This window comes from Okeania sp. (assembly GCF_035285525.1).
Lineage (GTDB): Bacteria > Cyanobacteriota > Cyanobacteriia > Cyanobacteriales > Microcoleaceae > Trichodesmium.
In genome coordinates this window covers 1-17,383 of the sequence record NZ_JAYKGW010000055.1, presented here as the reverse complement: position 1 = coordinate 17,383, position 17,383 = coordinate 1, and the positions used below count along the sequence as shown (strand labels likewise).

The following is a 17,383-nucleotide window of genomic DNA, read 5'->3' as shown; positions in this document are numbered from 1 at the left end:
AAAATTCCTATTGCGTATATCGCAATAGTTAAAAGTTCTTATTTCTCAGAGATTCTATGAAGTTTGTGAATCTGAGTAAAAATTCCTATTGCGTATATCGCAATAGTTAAAAATTCTTATTTCCACGTCTGCCGTAGAACCGCTAAATCAAACAATATTTAGAGTAAAATTAATCTTTAAAGCAGACTTATCTTGATAGTTATCCTCTAGTTATAGCCTGTTAAAAACATCATAAAAATCGTAATAAAGTCGTTTACTTTCACTAAAAATATTAGTAGTTTCTTCTCCTATTAAGACAGAATAAATAATAGATAATTGATAATTATAGATATAAAATACCTATTTGATTCCCGTCATAAATCCGGCAACATAAGCACGGATTGCTATAATTTTCATTATCCATTATCAATTATCTATTATCCATTATTGTTTATTCCCCAAAATAATGAGATGTAAAACTGCCATGCAAACCATAAGGAATATGATTCTTTAAATGTAATCTTGCCACAGGTTCTTTCTCCAAATCACGAGCATCCAAAATCACAACATCCGACCGATTTTCGGCTGCATCATACATCAACATTAATAACCAACCATCATCCTCATTCACCCCATTTGGAAAAGGAACAAATAAAGGTTCTCCTGTAAAACCTCGCGGCGCAACACTAAAAACTTGACGTTTTCCTGTTAGCCAATCGATTTTTAATATTGCTTGTAAAGGAGCATTTCCACTTAGTTGTTCAGCAACTCCCATAAACAAATATCTATTAGCTTTTCCTACATTATTTGGATTTAAAGTTGGAAATTCACAACAACGACTTTCCACTAATTTATGTTCTACATTATTCTCTGATAAATTAATCTTAAATCGCCATAACTGACCTTCTGGAATAGCATCAAAATTTACTTCCCGAAAATCACCAGCTAAGTCTCCTTGTGAGAAAGATTCATAACAAATAGAATCTACATAAATCTCTCCATTTTCTTCCCAAGCATTAGCATGATGAAAGACAAAACAAGGTTGAGTTGGCAAAACTTTCATCTCTTTACTACCATCACGAGGAATTAAAATTACCTGGGTTGACTTATTAGGTAAAAACTTTAAACATTGACCAGCACCTTTGAATCCTAGCAAAAAAGGAAGAGGATTTAAACTAACAGGATTTTGGAAAAAGATACAGTAGTTTGGTGTAATTACCATATCATGTAAAAAGGCAAAACCAGGAATCGAATGAGAGTAACGTTTAAGTAATTTTCCTTGACTATTAAATTCAAAAATAGTGATGATACTTGATAGACCAGTTTTGACAGAAAAATTAACTAAAATATCTCCTTTTCCATCCTTTCCTTTCTCAATTCTTGGGTGAGCAGAAAAAGTTTGACCTGATCGTAAAATTCCATCTAAATCTTCAATTCCAATAGTTTCTAAATTCTGAGGATTTAAACGATGAGGTTGCGCTCCTTCCCACAAAGCCAAAAGTTTATCGCCCCAATAAAGAATACCAGTATTGGCAATATTTTTACTTTTTAAATCGAAAATATTAGCTAACCAACCACCTGGTCTTTGAGTACCAAAAACACCTCGATAAAGAATTTTTCCGGCTGCTTTTTCTGCCACATAACCTTCTGTTTTTACAAATCTATTTCGGAAGAAAGCACGACCATTTTTAAAGCTTATTGAACAAACCATTCCATCCCCATCAAAAGGATGAGCAATAGATTGACCATTAATATCTAATAAACCAGGTCCGTTACGGAAAAATGTACCGTTTAAATCTTTTGGTATTTCTCCTTCTATATTATCAATCCAATAATCATATTCATTGGGTTGAGACTCATATCCTCTTTGCCAATCTTGAAGAGTATATTTAGGTTTTTGAGTTTGTAAATTTGTCATGGTTAAAATCCTTATTTTTAGACTATTTAACTTTTTAACATAAATACGAATATCAAGCTAGCAAACTATTATTACAAATATTGCTTTAAACAGTTAGCTATAAATTATGGTAATCCTGAATAAATTGTAATATACATTGTGTCTAATAGTAGGGACTTGTATGAACTTCTTTACCTCCCTACTTACTACCTCAACAACTAGATTTTCAACCACCAAAACCTATTTATAATTATTCAACTGAATATACAGCAGATTCTTCCTTGGTGAGATACACTCACGCGGGCAATATGTCTGCACTAAAAACATTTAATTATTAATATCTGTACTTCAGATACTTATAATTTGCTTGCTCTATTATTTTAATTTTCTACTCCTTCCCAAATACCCACCAAAATTGCACCTAAATCTTTTATATCGTCTGGAATTTTCAATAAATTGATATCTTGTATAATTTACTTTTCGGCTTTATTTAATTTACCAAAATGCGACACATTCCCTATTGTCACTCCACCATAGAAAATATTTTTTTCTTCAACTTCAGCTAATGGAATTAATTCTACATCTATTTGAGTAAAACCTCTAGTTAAATCATCATTTTTGGCTCCAATAACTAATAAATTATTCGTGGAACATAATAAATATTCTCAATTACCTTTCAACCAATTATTGACTTTTAAATAATATTCAATTCTTAACTGGCAATGACAATAATTAACAGTTTCCAATAAAATTGGAGACACTAAAATTTATCTTCTAGCAGTTTCATTACTTAAATTAACAAACGGTAAAATCTTCTCTAGTTTATTCTGTACTTCGGATAAACTTTCTAATTTTTTTGTTGTCTAGGGCAAAGATCAATCAGATTTAATTAATGAATAATTTAACTCTCCTAGAATTTCATCAGCTTCATAAGATAGTTCAAAATAAGACTGAAAAGCATAAGATTTACCCTCTTGTAATATTTTTGTTTTAGGCATTGTGAGACTCCATTCAATCAATTATCAGTTATTAGCAAGTTAATAAGCATTCAGCATTTAACAGTCAGCTATTAGCTATTTGTTTTAGTGTTAGATAAAAGGTAAGCATTTCCTGGGTCATGCTGCGCCAACAGCTATGAGCTGTCAGCACTTCTTCAAGTTTAAGTATTATTCTGATTGAGCTGACGACTAATAGCTGAATGCTTACATAAGTTATTTTTTCATCCTTGATATTATACCTACTTTCCCTACTCCTTTTTAAGAATTAAAGGAATAACCAGAATTAGAAAAACAATGGTTAACTTTGATAGATGATACTATCAGCCGTTAAGTATTTAAACCCCATATTTGTTTTATATCTAGTTAAGAATGTAATCCTTATTGCTTATTAATTATGGATTCTGAATTATTAATTCCTAAAAAGCACTTTAAATTTGTCTTAGCTTATTTTACCAAGAGCAATTATAATAAACATATTTGGGCGTTCCATGAATGTCCAGTTATAGTTTTTCTTTACTGCTAAGTAAGCATTCAGCCGTCAGCTATGAGTTATTAACTCACTGTCAAACCGCAGTAGGAATTAATCTCTAATAAAAATTAAAACTAATAAATGAAATTGCCGATTATTCAACCTTAAATTTGCTTAATTCTTACAAAAAATGATAGCTGATAGCTGATAGCTAATAGCTAATAGCTGTTTGCGCAGCATTCCTCACGAAATACTTACACTGCTAAATTAGCGGTAAATTTATATTGAAGTAAAGCTAATTATCCAAGGGGTGAATTGAGTTTATGTCTAACACCAAAATCAACGAAACTTTCAATCAATCTATCAATGAACCAATTCCCAAAACACGAATTCTTCCTTCACAAATTCGTTTAGGAATTTGGGGTTTTCCCAACGCCGGAAAATCTGTTTATATGCTCAGATTATATCAAGAATTATCCGATTTAGGAAGAATTACACCAACTGATGAAATTACAGCAAATTATATTTATGAAGGTACAAAACTTTTAGAGAAAGGAGAGTTTGTAAATCCTACCCAAAAAGGAGAATATAGTAAATATTCTTACACAATTGAAAACAGCGACAATACCAACATTGAATTAACATTCTTTGACCTTCCTGGAGAAGTTTTTGAGAATCCAGAAAAGCACTTTTATGAAGAGAATAATCGCGAATTAAATGTAGTTGATTATCTTCTTGGATGTCATGGAATTTTATTTTTATTAAGTCCTCTAGAGGAAGATATACAGAGTTTTGAAGATTCTTATTATATCTTACTAATGAAATTATTTAATCTGATGCGAATCAAGAGCAATAAAAATAGATTAGAGCAATATGTAGCTTTTGGCATTACTAAAATAGATCATCCTAAAGTTAATCAAAAGCTCCAGGTTTATGAAGAACAATATAAGTATGCTGAACAGATGTTTCTAGATATTTTGGGAAGAGGTAAAAATGCTAAGTTGACATGGTTAAAAAACTATTTTCATCTAAAAATAGAAGGTTCTAAAAATTTGCCTAAATTGAACATAAATCCTAGTTTAGAAAATCGCTGTCAATTCTTCTATATTTCTGCTTTTGGAACTTATAAAGATGGTAATAATGTCAAATCACCTGTGATACCTAACGAAGAAGAAAAACCTAAAGATAACACATATAAAATTGAAGAAGATTCTATATTTTCGACAGAGGATATAGAGGATGTAGACGTGGAAAATTTTGGCAATAAAAATAATAATACAGAAAAGTTTAAATCAAACAACTCTAAAAACAAATATAGAATTGAGATGACAGTTCCTTTCAATCCAATAAATATGTATTCACCTATTGAATGGCTAATACAAGGAATTAAGGAACAACCTCCAAATATTCCTAATACTTCTTCAACAAATTCTCATACTGAAATACAATTTTAGTGAGTGCATTTCAATTTTGAATAAAGCCAAAAATTTATCTCTTTTAGGGAATAGGTATGGAGGGAATAGGAAATAAGAAAAAAGTATTTTGGCAAATCTGAAATACACCGAAAAATAAAGTTATAAAACCTCTCTTTTTCAGGATAAAAAAAGCGCGAGAATATTTCCTGATATTCAATTAAGTCTAAGTCAGGATTTAAACAAAGATAATTAGGGTTTACTGATTTAGGGAACAGGTATGGAGAAAATAGGAAATAGGAAAAAAGACTTTTTTAGCGAACTCTAATTATCAATTAATGAAGGAGAAATATATCATGTCACAAACATCTAAGTTTGACCAGTTTATCTACGGTAAGTTTGTCGGAAAAGAAAGTGGATACCGCATAGTTTCTTACAGTGAAAATTTAAACAATAATTTATCAGATTTGGCAGATATTGCAGAAACAAATTATTCTTTTTGGGGCAGTCAAAGTGGTGAACAAAATCCTCAAGCTGTAGGAATTTGTCGAAATAATACTCAAGTTTTATCTAGCAAAAAAATTATACTTATTCAAACCGCTCCTGCTTTTAATAAAGATAAAAATTTCTTTTTGAGAAGTGGCAGTCGGTCATTTTTTCAGCACCGTTATGTTTTTGTTTCTGAAGCAGAAATGGCTGCATTTAACAACCGAATTTTTTGGTTATTAAGAACTCTTAGCGATCTGACAATACCAAGTTTTAGTGATGTGAATTTACCTTATGATTCTGAGAAAAATTCTTGGCTTTTAGGAAAAGAAAGTTTTCTTAATTTATTACCAGCAGAAGAAGGTACAGATGAAAAAGTCAAGAATACAATAAGAGAAACATGGAAAAGACTTCCCGAAAATGGGAAAGATATTTTACTTCAAGCATTATCAGTAATTTTGAACGGTAAAAGATTATTGCTTACTGCTGAACAAAAGGCAAAAAATTTAGCCCTTAAACTACTAGATAATATTTTGCTTTTTTTGCCTACTAATATGCGTAATCAAATATCTTTAGCTATAGGTTCGGTTGAGCCTAAATATTGTAAGTGGGCACAAATAATAGTTAATTTAGATGGTTCTGGAATAGGTTCTTTACCTGAAAATATGGTGTGGCTAGATTTTAATAAATATGAGTTTGATAAAGAGGAATTTCTCAACCATGAATATGTTCAATATTTTATTGCTCCGAACAAAGATAAATATGAAGATTTAATTACTATATGTGAGTACCTTGACAAGAATACTAAGGATAATTCTGATGATTTAGTTTGGGAGTTTGAGGAAGTAGATGGTTGGTTGAAGTTAAATAATCCATCACTAGATTTTATCTTTAAATACCTACCAGAGAAACCAGACAAAATTGAAACTTTGGGCAAGTATATTTCTCGAATGGAAGATAAGGTACAAAATTTTCTGGTGCATAAGTTTTGGGAAAATTCATCAGCCCAAAATAGAAATAATTTAAAACTTTTAGAACTTCTCTGGAAAGCATTGCCAATATCTGGAAATAATGGCAGTTTAATACTGAGTTTGTTATTTACAATCTATCGTTTTTTGCCAGATAAATTTTTAGAGATAGTAAAAGCAGATCATAAATTTTTTGATTCTCTAGAAATTCTCATTGCCAATAAGTTTATAGATTGGTTTACGGATAAAAATATTAGAGATGATATTTTACAAGAGCTACAAAATGATTGCTTTCAACTAATAGAAAAACGTTCTAAAAATTATTCAGATTATCAAGAACTGGAAGAACTAATAATTGGTTGTGAAAAGATATTTCGTTCTGAAAAAGAGAAATTCCACTTATGGGATTTAGCATTAGTTAGAATTACCAGAGATAATTTTAAACATTTGTTTATTGAACGACTTTTTCCTCTTTTAGATAAAGAAACTTTTGCCCAAAGTCATTTAAAGAAATCTTGGCAGAAAAATTTTCCTGATACATTAGATTATTTAACTTTCTATTTATTGGAAAAAGACAAAGGTATTTTCCATATTCCTGAGATTGCTAATGATTTAAAGCTTACTAATTCTGAAGCTAATAAACTTTATCTTATTTGTCTACAGTCACACTTAGTAACTTATCAAAAAACTTTACCATTATTGGAGTCTGCAATTCAAAAGAGTGTTACTTTTTCAGAACAAAGAGTACAGTTTCAGACAAATTATTTCATGGCAGTTTATGAATGGTTTAATTCCCAATATTTTCAAGATAATTCTCCAGAAAAATCTTTAGACAAAGTTGACTTGATTTCAATTTTAAGTAAATTAATTAGAGCTAGTAATTCTAATCGCTGGATAAATTGGCAAAATCTCTCAAATTTTCTTTGTAATAATGATATAGACAGAACAAATTTTCTGGATAAAACTGTAGGAAAAGGTTTTCCTGTTGAGATGCTAGAAACATGGCTACAATTATTAGATACTTATCCAGAAAATAAAGAGATAGAAGCAGAATTTATAGCTAGTAAAGCTTGGGAATTACTGAATCGCAAAACATTGAGAAAAATGCGAGAACATTTAACAAGTACTTACCATAAATATGTACCTAAATTTATTTATTGGGCAAATAAACATGAAAAGTTAGATTTAAGTAATGATACTCCTATCGAATTAATTAGTGGAGAACTTATAGAGTACATTACTGAAATTTGGCATCAGCAAAAATCAATTGATGAAAAATTATGGAATTTGCTAACATCTGAAGTTATCTTATCAAAATTAAGCAATAAAGATTGTCTAGAATTAATAAATATTCACTGGCGTTTAAGTGCAGATTCATTATCCTTAACCTTAACTAATTTGTCTGAGAGAGCCAAGAATTTTTTTGAGGAAGAAAAGAAGTATTTGATAGAATGTGCTAAAGAAATAATCAGTCAATTTAAAGACCTTCAAAGTCTGAAAAATTTCCTGAAAAAATGTTGGCTTTTCTACGATTATTCAAAGCTATTAGAAATTATGCGTTACGCCGAGCATAATGTTAAAAGTGAGATATCATATAATGAAGTAATGCCTTAGTAAGCATTTCCTGGGTCATGCTGCGCAAACAGCTATTAGCAGTCAGCTATCAGCAAAAAGAATCTGTGCTTAAGGACATAATTTCAATTAATATGAACTCTAATGTTAAGTAAACTGGATTTTGTAGTAAGATTTTTTTGGCTCAATTAATAAAGTTTTTATCAGGGACTAGAAGCTACATCTAATAGCTGATAGCTGACGAATGAATGCTTAAAATGCCTTGAGAAATATCTTAGATATTTTACACAGAAATTAAATCTAAATTTAGTATAGAAATATTAAATAGGTTGTGACAAATCAAAAAGTAAATAAAAAGAACTGAAACTCTTGTCTATTGCCTATTCTTTCTTCCCTATTCCCTAAAAGCTTTTGAATTTTTTACACGAATCAAATAAGATTACTATATTTGCTATAATGAAATTTATTGGCAAATTTTACAATTAAGCTGTTCAACGTTTAAACCCCATATTTCTTCTCTACCTAGTTAAGAATGTAACCCTTATTTCTTATGAAGTCTGGATTCTGAATTCTGAATTCCTAAAAAGCACTTTAAATGCTTCTTAGCTCACCATCAGCCAAGAAAAACTTAGTTAAATTAATAGACTCTTTTTGTTATGAACAATCAAGAAAATGGATTTTGGGAATGCACCGGATATCCAAATAATCGCCATATCCTACAAAAAATGTCACCAGACGAAAACGAGTGTCGCGAACCAGGATGTAACAGAAAAAAACCTTACCAAAGAAACACAAAAGATGTTGTAAAAACCGATTCCTACTTGATAGATAATAACCGAAATAATAGAAACAATATAATAACTTATAACGAAAACAATAAAATATACACCGAGCCAAAACCCAAAAAAGATTTTAAACTATTTATAGCATTAATTATCCTCAACATTACCAGTGGATTTACAACCATGTATGGAGCAGCACAAATTTTACCTAAATATGTAGGTTGGTCTGGTGGTGCCACTATTCAAGCATTATTATTTCTATTAACTTCAGGCTCCACTCTCAAACACGCTCGTTGGTTAAAATGGATGGCTGTAGGTTCCTTTTCTATAGTCAGTGTTTATACAAGTTTCTTTGCTTATTATGATACTTTAGTGTCAGAAACACGAGAAAAAGATGGCTTAAATAGAGCAATATCTGCTCATCAAAATTTAGTCAATGAAATTTTTACTCCTATTGAAGAAAAAGCTCAACAATTAGAAGATGAAATTAACGCCAAAAATAAACAAATAAAAGATGAAGTAGGTGGAACAGGAGGCACTTTCAGAGAAGGAGAAGGACCTAAATTTCAACAACTAACCAGAGAAAAAAATCAACTGCAAATTAGATTCAATGGAGTTAAGCGAGTAGCTGATGAACTAAGACCTTTTTTTGAATATGAATTAGAAGGAAAAGAACCACAAGAAATTTTTGATGCAGGTCGTAAAGCTTTAGCTGAAGTTAAACCAAAATGTTTACCAACAGAACCAGAATTTGTTTGTTTGCCAGAAAAATATAATGGTAGTTTAGACCCTTTAAATCCCAAATATAAAGAACTCCAAGCAAAGTATTTTGATGAAGATGCTAGAGTTAGAATTATTGAACCTTTTCTGAAAATTGAAAAGGGTGAAGAAGCAGCTATTGGAGCAGCTTTTATGGCTCTACTTGTTGATGGTTTTATTATTTTATTAGGAATAGGAATTGAAATTCCTCCCCCTCGTAAACCTAAAAAAGCTGCTAAAACAATAACTTTACCAATAGAAGGAGCAGGAACCAAATTTTTGGATAAATTATTAGAAGTGATTGATAATAATAAGTGGAGTAGTATTGAACAAGAACTTTTAATCACCCAAGAGGAACTGTCTCAAGAAAATAAAATAGAATATTACAAGTTACTTCAAAGATTATCTAATGAGACAAGATGGATTGTTAAAAATGAGAACAACCAATGGGTTATATATGAGGAAGAAAGGTTTACAGATTGGGTGATTAAGGAAGGTGAAAGGTTAATCCAAGATGATGAGAAAAATAATAGCAATAATGTGACATTCTATTTGCCTGATGATGATGTTAGGGAATGACAGGTAAGCTACAAAATACAAGGGTTTTATATTTGATGAAGTACATAATATTGATTGATGGTTTTAGATAATAGTAGGGAGCTTGGATGAAATGTAAGCATTTAGCTATTAGCTATTATGTCGCGATCAAAGCTTTATAAATATTCCTACCAAAGCAGGTTTATTTGACCTTAAATATTGATTCATTTAAACACTATTTAAGAACGAAAAGTCTTGTTGTTGAATCCGAGTGCATTCCGTAGGAATATCTGAAAGTTAATAGCTGAATGCTTACGATGAAATTTCTTTATGAGTAAGCATTTAGCTATCAGCATTAAGAATAGGAGCATTAATGTCAACATAAATTATGACTTTAGGTTTAGTGAAAAGCAAGAAATAATTACATAAAAATGGTTAATAATTAACAATAACTATCTGTAATACTATAAGTCCCATAAAAAATGACTATCTGGACGAACTCGCGATCGCTTCCTCAAAGATAGTTACAGTAAGTGCTTGATAATTTTTGGAGATGTCTAGTGGAAAATCATTCACATTTTCATTTTATGAAGCACCCCGAAAAAAAATGCGCTGCCAAAGATTTATGGTTGCATCCTGCTCAAAATAGTGATATGTTAGATGTTAACTGGATTTATTCGTCTATACGCATGACTTTTTATTCAACTAAAAATCATTAAGTTTCCCAGGGATGACAAATTTTCTAGAAAGAAGATCAATTCAAAAGATACCAAAATAAGTTTAAGAGCGCTTCCTTTTATGATCAGGTACACCCATCCTCCGCAAGATACTCGCTCAGGAGAAATAAAGATGAAAATCAGATTTTTCCCATGATGAAATCTTTCCATCCATAACTTCCTCAGTGGGGTAGTCCTGTATATGTAGTGATAAAATTATAATGAAGCGATCGCTTCATTATAATGATAAATAATATAGAATCCGGTTTTTCCCATGATGAAATCTTTCCATCCATAACTTCCTCAGTGGAAAATCATTCACATTTTCATTTTATGAAGCACCCCGAAAAAAAATGCGCTGCCAAAGATTTATGGTTGCATCCTGCTCAAAATTGTGATATGTTAGATTTTGACTGCCCTTACTCGTCTATGCGCATGATTTTTTATTCAACTAAAAATCATTAAGTTTCCCAGGGATGACAAATTTTCTAGAAAGAAGATCAATTCAAAAGATACCAAAATAGGTTTGAGAGCGCTTCCTGTTATGATCAGGTACACCCATCACCGACAAAATGTCCACACTAGAAACATTTAACTATTAAAATCTGTACTTCAGAAACTTGGAATCTGCTGTATTATTTTAATTTTCTACTCCTTCCAAAATACCCACTAAAACTGCACCCAAATCCTTTATATCATCTGGAATTTTAAATAAATTGATATCTTGTGTAATTTGCTTTTCAGCTTTATTTAATTTACCAAAACGCCACACATCCCCCATTGTCACTGCACCATAAAAAATATTATTTTCTTCAACTTCAGCTAATGCAATTAACTCTACAGCTAGCTGAGTAAAACCTCTAGTTAAATCATCATTTTTCGCTTCAATAACTAATAAATTATTAGTCGAACGTAATAAATAATCCAAACTACCTTTTAACCAGTCATTAACTTTCAAATAATATTCAATTCTTAACTGACAATGACAATAATGAACAATTTCCAATAAAATTGGAGACACTAAAATTTCTCTTCTAGCAGTTTCATTACTTAAACTAACAAAAGGTAAAATATCATCTAGTTTATTCTGTATTTCGGATAAACTTTCTAATTTTTTTGTTGTTTTCGGCAAAGATAAACGAGATTTAACTAATGAATAATTTAACTCTGCTAGAATTTCATCAGCTTCATAAGACAGTTCAAAATAAGACCGAAAAGTATAAGACTGACCCTCTTGTAATATTTTTGTCTTAGACATTGTGAGACTCCATTAACTCAGTTATTAATTATCAATTATCAATTATTAGTAACTTCTGGAATATAATGTAGTAATGTAGGGAAGAAAAGTAGATTCCAAATATATGAAATACAGATATTAATAATTAAACATTTTTAGTGTGGGAATCTTGCCCGCTATGGGTGTATCTCACCAAGTTTAAATATACTGTAAATTTCATTCTACATATATTGTATATCATCTCTTGTCATCAGTTATAAAAAAACCTTTTCCCCTATAAACTTTTATTTTCCTGCTTCCTCTGTCAGCATTTAGATATCATATCTAATTAAATAATTCAAGTTAAAAGCTTCTCCCTTTTAGAAAGAAGTAATTATCAATTATCCATTATCCATTATCCATTAATGAACTTGCTTCTTCCTTCATTTTAAGAACGTTGGAACCGTAAAGCATCAATTGATTGAGCAGTTAAAAATACTCCTAAAACCACATAACTCAACAACATAATAATGCTGCTAGTATCTACAAGTCCCTGAATCATATTAGTGTAATGTGTCAACATTGATAAATGTTTTAATGCCTCCGCTAAAACACCACTAACATTATTTGCCACTACATCAATTACCCAGAGAAATAATACTAAAGTAAATGTCAAAATAGCAGATAAAATTGCACTATCTGTCAAAGAAGAAACAAACATTCCTAATGATAATACTGCCCCAGCCAGTAATATTAAACCCCCGTGTCCTAACAAAAGTAACACTGGTGAAATAGCAGGTTTCGCTGCATTAATAGCAATAGCTTCCAACCCCAATAATGGCAGTACCATCGAAATATAAAATGTTAATACAGCTAATAATTTTCCTGTTGCAACTGACCAATTTGTTAAGGGTGAAGTTGCTAATAATTCTAAAGTACCTCGTTTTCTTTCTTCCGCATATAAATTCATGGATAACATAGGCAGTAAAAATAAAGAAAGAGAACCCATAATACCTAGATAAGCTTTCAAAAATTCGTATGCTGCATCGACTGGTGGTTCAGTAATTCCGAGTTGGTCTCTAGTAGCAATTTGTTGAATAATTCCATCTGCTCCTAACAAAATAGCTACTAAAAAATATCCTCCCAAAAGCCAAAATATTCCTGTAATTGCATAAGCTAATGGTGAGGAAAAATATCCTTGTAATTCTTTTCTGTAAATTGCGATAATATTACTTATTACTATTAGCATTTCTTAATTTTTTAATATTACAATAGAGTTCAAATTATTTAGAATGAAGAAGGAAAAAGGAAGAAGGAAGTATTGGTTTGAAAATTCCATTTTTGTAGGGGTTCTCTCCAAACCCCGTTAGATAAAATATTACAACCTATTTAGGATGGCTCTATTAAATCTTCTCGGTTTTAACCAGAGGTAATTATTAATTATTAATTATCCATGATCAATTAATTTCAGGATGGCTCTATTAAATCTTCTCGATTTTAACCAGAGGTAATTATTAATTATTAATTATCCATCTTCCCAAGGGTCAGGTAATTGATTTTTATCCTTTATCACATTAATATCTTCCTCAGACTTTTCCTGATCTAGAAGAGAATTTGTAGACACTTCAACCATAGAATTGTTAGCAACTTCACCAGTAGTTAAACCCAAGAAAACATCTTCCAAACTAGCACGAGTTCGACGTAACTCACATAAACTCAAACCAGCAGTAACTATAGTATGAGAAATTTCTTTTCCTACCTCCATTTCCGGTTGAGATTTTATTTGTAGTCTAAAACGATTTTCATCATCTGATTTAATTTGTTCTAAAGATTCAATTCCTGGAACTTCAGCTAATAACTTTAACCCCGTTTCTATCTGCTCAGTTTCTCCCTCAATTTCCACTTCATATCCCCATCCACTTACTAACCTATTACTCATTTCTTCCGGACTACCCGTCGCCACAATTTCACCATAATTAATAATCGCCACTCGATTACAAGTCATACTAACCTCCGGCAAAATATGAGTAGATAAAATAATAGTATGTTCTTCAGCTAAACTCTTAATTAAATTTCTTACTTCAATAATTTGTCTAGGGTCAAGACCAACAGTCGGTTCATCTAATATAATTACCTGGGGATCGTGTACCAAAGCTTGAGCAATACCAACCCTTTGTTTATATCCTTTCGATAATTTTTTAATCAAAACTTTTTGCTTTTCTAATAACCCACATCTTTCCATCGCCAACTTAACTCTAGCCGAGCGATCGCCCGCAGAAACTCGCTTAATTCTAGTTACAAAAAATAGAAATCCTTCCACCGTCATTTCTGGATATAAAGGCGGTATTTCTGGCAAATAACCAATTAATTGTCGTACTGCCATCGAATCTTCATGTACATCATAACCAGCAATTTTAGCAGTGCCAGTTGTAGCAGGTAAATATCCAGCTAAAATGCGCATTGTTGTAGTTTTACCAGCACCATTAGGACCTAAAAATCCCAATATTTCTCCTTGTTTTACCGCAAAAGATACTTCCTTTAGTGCTGAGGTTGAACCATAAATTTTGCTTAACTTCTCAACTTCAATCATTATGATTTTATCCTCCTAAAAATCTCAGAAGCATTCAGCTCTTAGCTAGCATTCAGCTCTCAGCTATAATTATGAATCAAGCAATTATTCTTTTAATTTATAACACATTTTCAGTCAGAAAATTGAAGTACAAAAACGACAAGTTTGAATTGTCAACCCATAGTGGAAAATTTATAGATATATCTGAGAAACTGATAACTGATCACTTAATTTGACAAAAAAAACACACCTATAATATAATTACCTTGATTTTTTATAGTGTGTATTTTTCAGGGTCAACCTCAAGCTTACTATCAACATTGTCTGTAAGCATTTCCTGTAGGATGTTATCCCATTCAGCTTTTGAACAAATGACGTAATTATCCATTATCCATTAATGAACCATAATTTATAATTCTTGGAAATCCAGCTTATTGCTTTTTCCTCTTTTGAACTTAATAAAGCTGAGATATCAGAGCTGAGAGCTGAATGCTTACCATTGTCTTAACCAAAATTTTTCCAGATACTATAGTAGTCCTAAATAGGGTTTGCTGAAAAAGTCTTTTTAATGAGATAGGGTGATAGGGTGATGGGGGGATGGAGAGTAATTTTGTTACCCAACTTTTCCCCAAAATAGACTCCTTGAGGAACCAAAGCTATCCAAAAAGTTGCACTTTTTCCAAACAAAAAAATGCTCAAATCTTTAATATGTCAAGTTTTTCAGATGAGGTCTCAAGATTTCAAGCAACTATAGAACTTCAGTAGTTGATACTAATAACTGGATCGTTAGTCATACCATAACTAATCAATTTTGTCAATTTTTATTTGATAAAGATTTTTAACCAAGCATAAATCGACCAATAGAGGTAGAAGTTTTGTAGTCTACCTTTCTGAAAACCGCTATAACTTCCTCGTTGAGAGAGAATAGGGAAAATGTTTTTCTAACTGTTACCTATTTCCCGTTCCCTGTTCCCTACTATATAATGATATCTTAATAATTTATTAAGGATTAAAGAAATTAATGACCGTAATTCAATTTATTCAAGGTCTTGATGAAGAAGGTACTGAACAAGTACGTCTAACTCGTTCTGCTAGTGGTAATCAGGGAACAGCTACATTTATTTTTGAAAATCCCAAAGCTTTAGGCCAAGATATTACTCAAGAAATTACAGGTATGTATATGATTGATGAAGAAGGCCAAATGGTAAGTCGTGAAGTTAAGGCCAGATTTGTTAATGGTGAGCCTAAATTCCTTGAAGGATTTTATGTTATGAAGTCTAAACCAGAATGGGATCGCTTCATGCGGTTTATGGAGCGTTATGCTGAAAAGTACGGTTTAGAACTTAACAAGTCTTGATATATCAGGAAATGCTGAAAAAGACAAAACTTTATACCTAATAGCTAGCCAAGCCAAGGATTGAAATTCTTGGCTAATAGCTTAAGTTATCTGAAGAAGATTTTAGGATTTTTAGGTATCAAAAAATGTTAGCTTTTAGGGGACTGAGATTCAAAAATTGAGCATTTTTTGCTCACTATGACAGAAAAATTACTCTTACTATTTTTCCGCTCATTTTACTCTGTAACTCCCCTAAATATTAAGTCCTAACTACTCCCTACCTCAACCAAAAGACTTTCCATGAGCAAACCCTAAGAAGTTTTCGGTACTTGAAGCTCAAAAAGCAGGTATTTTGAGGAAAAAATATTTAATCTCCTTACACTTGCTACCGATACTCTGCATTGCTCACAAAAGCTAACAATGCACAGTAATCTAATTACTGAGAGGGTATCTCCCAAAGTCTACAAAAAAACCTGTAGACGCTTTCAAAACTTATGTTGTCTTGGTTATTAGCGTTCACAGAAGTTGAAATTACTTGACCATGCTAGGCAACTTATCAGTATAGCGGTTACTTAGTGGCCTGGTTTCACACCACAAACTTTTCTTTTGGCTGCATCTTAACACAATTTGTATAAATAAATTGATTCACTCAATTTATGTGAACTTATATCAATAAACGTTAGCAAATCAATAACGAACAATTAACTAACCCTATACTTTTTTCACCAAGCCCTATTTATTCTAGTTCCCTACTCCCCAAATAAATATGGATCAACAAATTCCTCATCCTGCTCCTCCAAATATTATTGTCCGTTGTGCTGTAATTACAGTTAGTGATACCCGCACCCAAGAAACAGATAAAAGTGGTCAGTTACTTCAGAAAATTTTGAGAAGCGCTGGTCATTCTATCACAGAATATTTGATTATCAAAGATGAAAAATTAGCAGTCGTCGCCCAAATAGAAACTCTATGTCAAAAAGAAGATATAGATGCTGTAATTTTTAATGGTGGAACCGGAATAGCACCCAAAGATACTACTTATGATGCTATTCAACACTTATTGGAAAAAACTTTACCCGGTTTTGGAGAATTATTTCGGTGGTTAAGTTATCAAGAAATTGGTTCCAGGGCGATCGCTTCTCGTGCCATTGCTGGTAGTTATCAAGGTAAATTAGTATTTTCAGTACCAGGTTCTAGTAATGCTGTCAAGCTGGCTACAGAAAAGTTAATCTTACCAGAATTAGTTCACTTAGTTTTGCAACTCCAAGGGTAACGAAGAAAGAAGAAGGAAAAAGGAAAAACCTTATAAACAGTAGATACTTCCCTAGCATTTGTACGGTTTGATACCAACAGACATTATATAATTTTATCATTAATTTGATTTTTGGAGACTTCTATTAGAAATCTGGCGATCATCAAAAATCAAATCAATTCTAGTATATAAATTATCACCTCTTTTCCCCTACTCCCTACTCCCTCTTTTCCCGATATTTATTTTAATCAGAACTTTTCTCCCACGCCTCCCATATTCCTCACACATTGCCTAATTATTTTATGCGGTTCCTAGGGCGTGTCATCAATTATAGAGGTTGACATTAAAAGTATAATATGCTTATGAAGAATAACATAAGTAGGAATGTTCTAAATGACTAGACGTTATGCCTTACGGGATGACCAATGGGAACGC

General features: G+C 31.6%; 10 protein-coding genes. 5 read left to right on the top strand and 5 right to left on the bottom strand.

Translation table 11 applies throughout. The features are described 5' to 3' along the window. Positions 1–430: 430 nt before the first annotated feature. Together VKJ25_RS05875 and VKJ25_RS05870 are read right to left on the bottom strand one after the other, a co-directional pair. A complete protein-coding gene (locus VKJ25_RS05875; protein WP_324235693.1) occupies positions 431–1,897 on the bottom strand; it encodes a carotenoid oxygenase family protein in 1,467 nt (488 codons plus the stop codon). Between the two features lie 854 nt (positions 1,898–2,751). Then, entirely contained in the window at positions 2,752–2,874 is a 123-nt protein-coding gene (locus tag VKJ25_RS05870; RefSeq protein WP_324235692.1) for a hypothetical protein, read from the bottom strand. Between the two features lie 792 nt (positions 2,875–3,666). On the opposite strand from VKJ25_RS05870, the gene VKJ25_RS05865 reads away from it, so the two are divergent. From VKJ25_RS05865 to VKJ25_RS05855, 3 genes are all read left to right on the top strand, one after another. Next, positions 3,667–4,797: a TRAFAC clade GTPase domain-containing protein gene (locus VKJ25_RS05865; protein ID WP_324235691.1), complete on the top strand. Its 1,131-nt coding sequence runs from the start codon at positions 3,667–3,669 to the stop codon at positions 4,795–4,797. A 314-nt stretch (positions 4,798–5,111) separates the two neighbouring features. Then, positions 5,112–7,823 (top strand): hypothetical protein, encoded by a 2,712-nt coding sequence (locus VKJ25_RS05860; RefSeq protein ID WP_324235690.1) that lies wholly within the window; start codon positions 5,112–5,114, stop codon positions 7,821–7,823. A gap of 614 nt (positions 7,824–8,437) precedes the next feature. Next, entirely contained in the window at positions 8,438–9,901 is a 1,464-nt protein-coding gene (locus VKJ25_RS05855) for a hypothetical protein (RefSeq protein WP_324235689.1), read from the top strand. A gap of 1,314 nt (positions 9,902–11,215) precedes the next feature. Here the strand turns inward: VKJ25_RS05855 and VKJ25_RS05850 are convergent. From VKJ25_RS05850 to VKJ25_RS05840, 3 genes are all read right to left on the bottom strand, one after another. After that, positions 11,216–11,833, bottom strand: coding sequence for a hypothetical protein (locus tag VKJ25_RS05850; RefSeq protein WP_324235688.1), 618 nt, complete (start codon positions 11,831–11,833; stop codon positions 11,216–11,218). Between the two features lie 406 nt (positions 11,834–12,239). Next, positions 12,240–13,040: an ABC transporter permease gene (locus VKJ25_RS05845; protein WP_324235687.1), complete on the bottom strand. Its 801-nt coding sequence runs from the start codon at positions 13,038–13,040 to the stop codon at positions 12,240–12,242. A gap of 276 nt (positions 13,041–13,316) precedes the next feature. After that, a complete protein-coding gene (locus VKJ25_RS05840) occupies positions 13,317–14,381 on the bottom strand; it encodes an ABC transporter ATP-binding protein (RefSeq protein ID WP_324235686.1) in 1,065 nt (354 codons plus the stop codon). Positions 14,382–15,381: 1,000 nt separating this feature from the next. Here VKJ25_RS05840 and psb28 point away from each other — a divergent pair. Then, positions 15,382–15,717 (top strand): photosystem II reaction center protein Psb28, encoded by a 336-nt coding sequence (gene psb28 / locus VKJ25_RS05835; protein ID WP_324235685.1) that lies wholly within the window; start codon positions 15,382–15,384, stop codon positions 15,715–15,717. A 745-nt stretch (positions 15,718–16,462) separates the two neighbouring features. Further along, positions 16,463–16,969 carry a MogA/MoaB family molybdenum cofactor biosynthesis protein gene (locus tag VKJ25_RS05830; protein WP_324235684.1) on the top strand — a complete coding sequence of 169 codons (507 nt, stop codon included), beginning with the start codon at positions 16,463–16,465 and terminating at the stop codon, positions 16,967–16,969. Positions 16,970–17,383: the final 414 nt, after the last annotated feature.

Coding starts and splice junctions, on each gene's coding strand:
- psb28 (WP_324235685.1), top strand. CDS start 15,382: ATGACCGTAATTCAATTTATTCAAGGTCTTGATGAAGAAGGTACTGAA.
- VKJ25_RS05855 (WP_324235689.1), top strand. CDS start 8,438: ATGAACAATCAAGAAAATGGATTTTGGGAATGCACCGGATATCCAAAT.
- VKJ25_RS05875 (WP_324235693.1), bottom strand. CDS start 1,897: ATGACAAATTTACAAACTCAAAAACCTAAATATACTCTTCAAGATTGG.
- VKJ25_RS05840 (WP_324235686.1), bottom strand. CDS start 14,381: ATGATTGAAGTTGAGAAGTTAAGCAAAATTTATGGTTCAACCTCAGCA.
- VKJ25_RS05845 (WP_324235687.1), bottom strand. CDS start 13,040: ATGCTAATAGTAATAAGTAATATTATCGCAATTTACAGAAAAGAATTA.
- VKJ25_RS05850 (WP_324235688.1), bottom strand. CDS start 11,833: ATGTCTAAGACAAAAATATTACAAGAGGGTCAGTCTTATACTTTTCGG.
- VKJ25_RS05865 (WP_324235691.1), top strand. CDS start 3,667: ATGTCTAACACCAAAATCAACGAAACTTTCAATCAATCTATCAATGAA.
- VKJ25_RS05830 (WP_324235684.1), top strand. CDS start 16,463: ATGGATCAACAAATTCCTCATCCTGCTCCTCCAAATATTATTGTCCGT.
- VKJ25_RS05870 (WP_324235692.1), bottom strand. CDS start 2,874: ATGCCTAAAACAAAAATATTACAAGAGGGTAAATCTTATGCTTTTCAG.
- VKJ25_RS05860 (WP_324235690.1), top strand. CDS start 5,112: ATGTCACAAACATCTAAGTTTGACCAGTTTATCTACGGTAAGTTTGTC.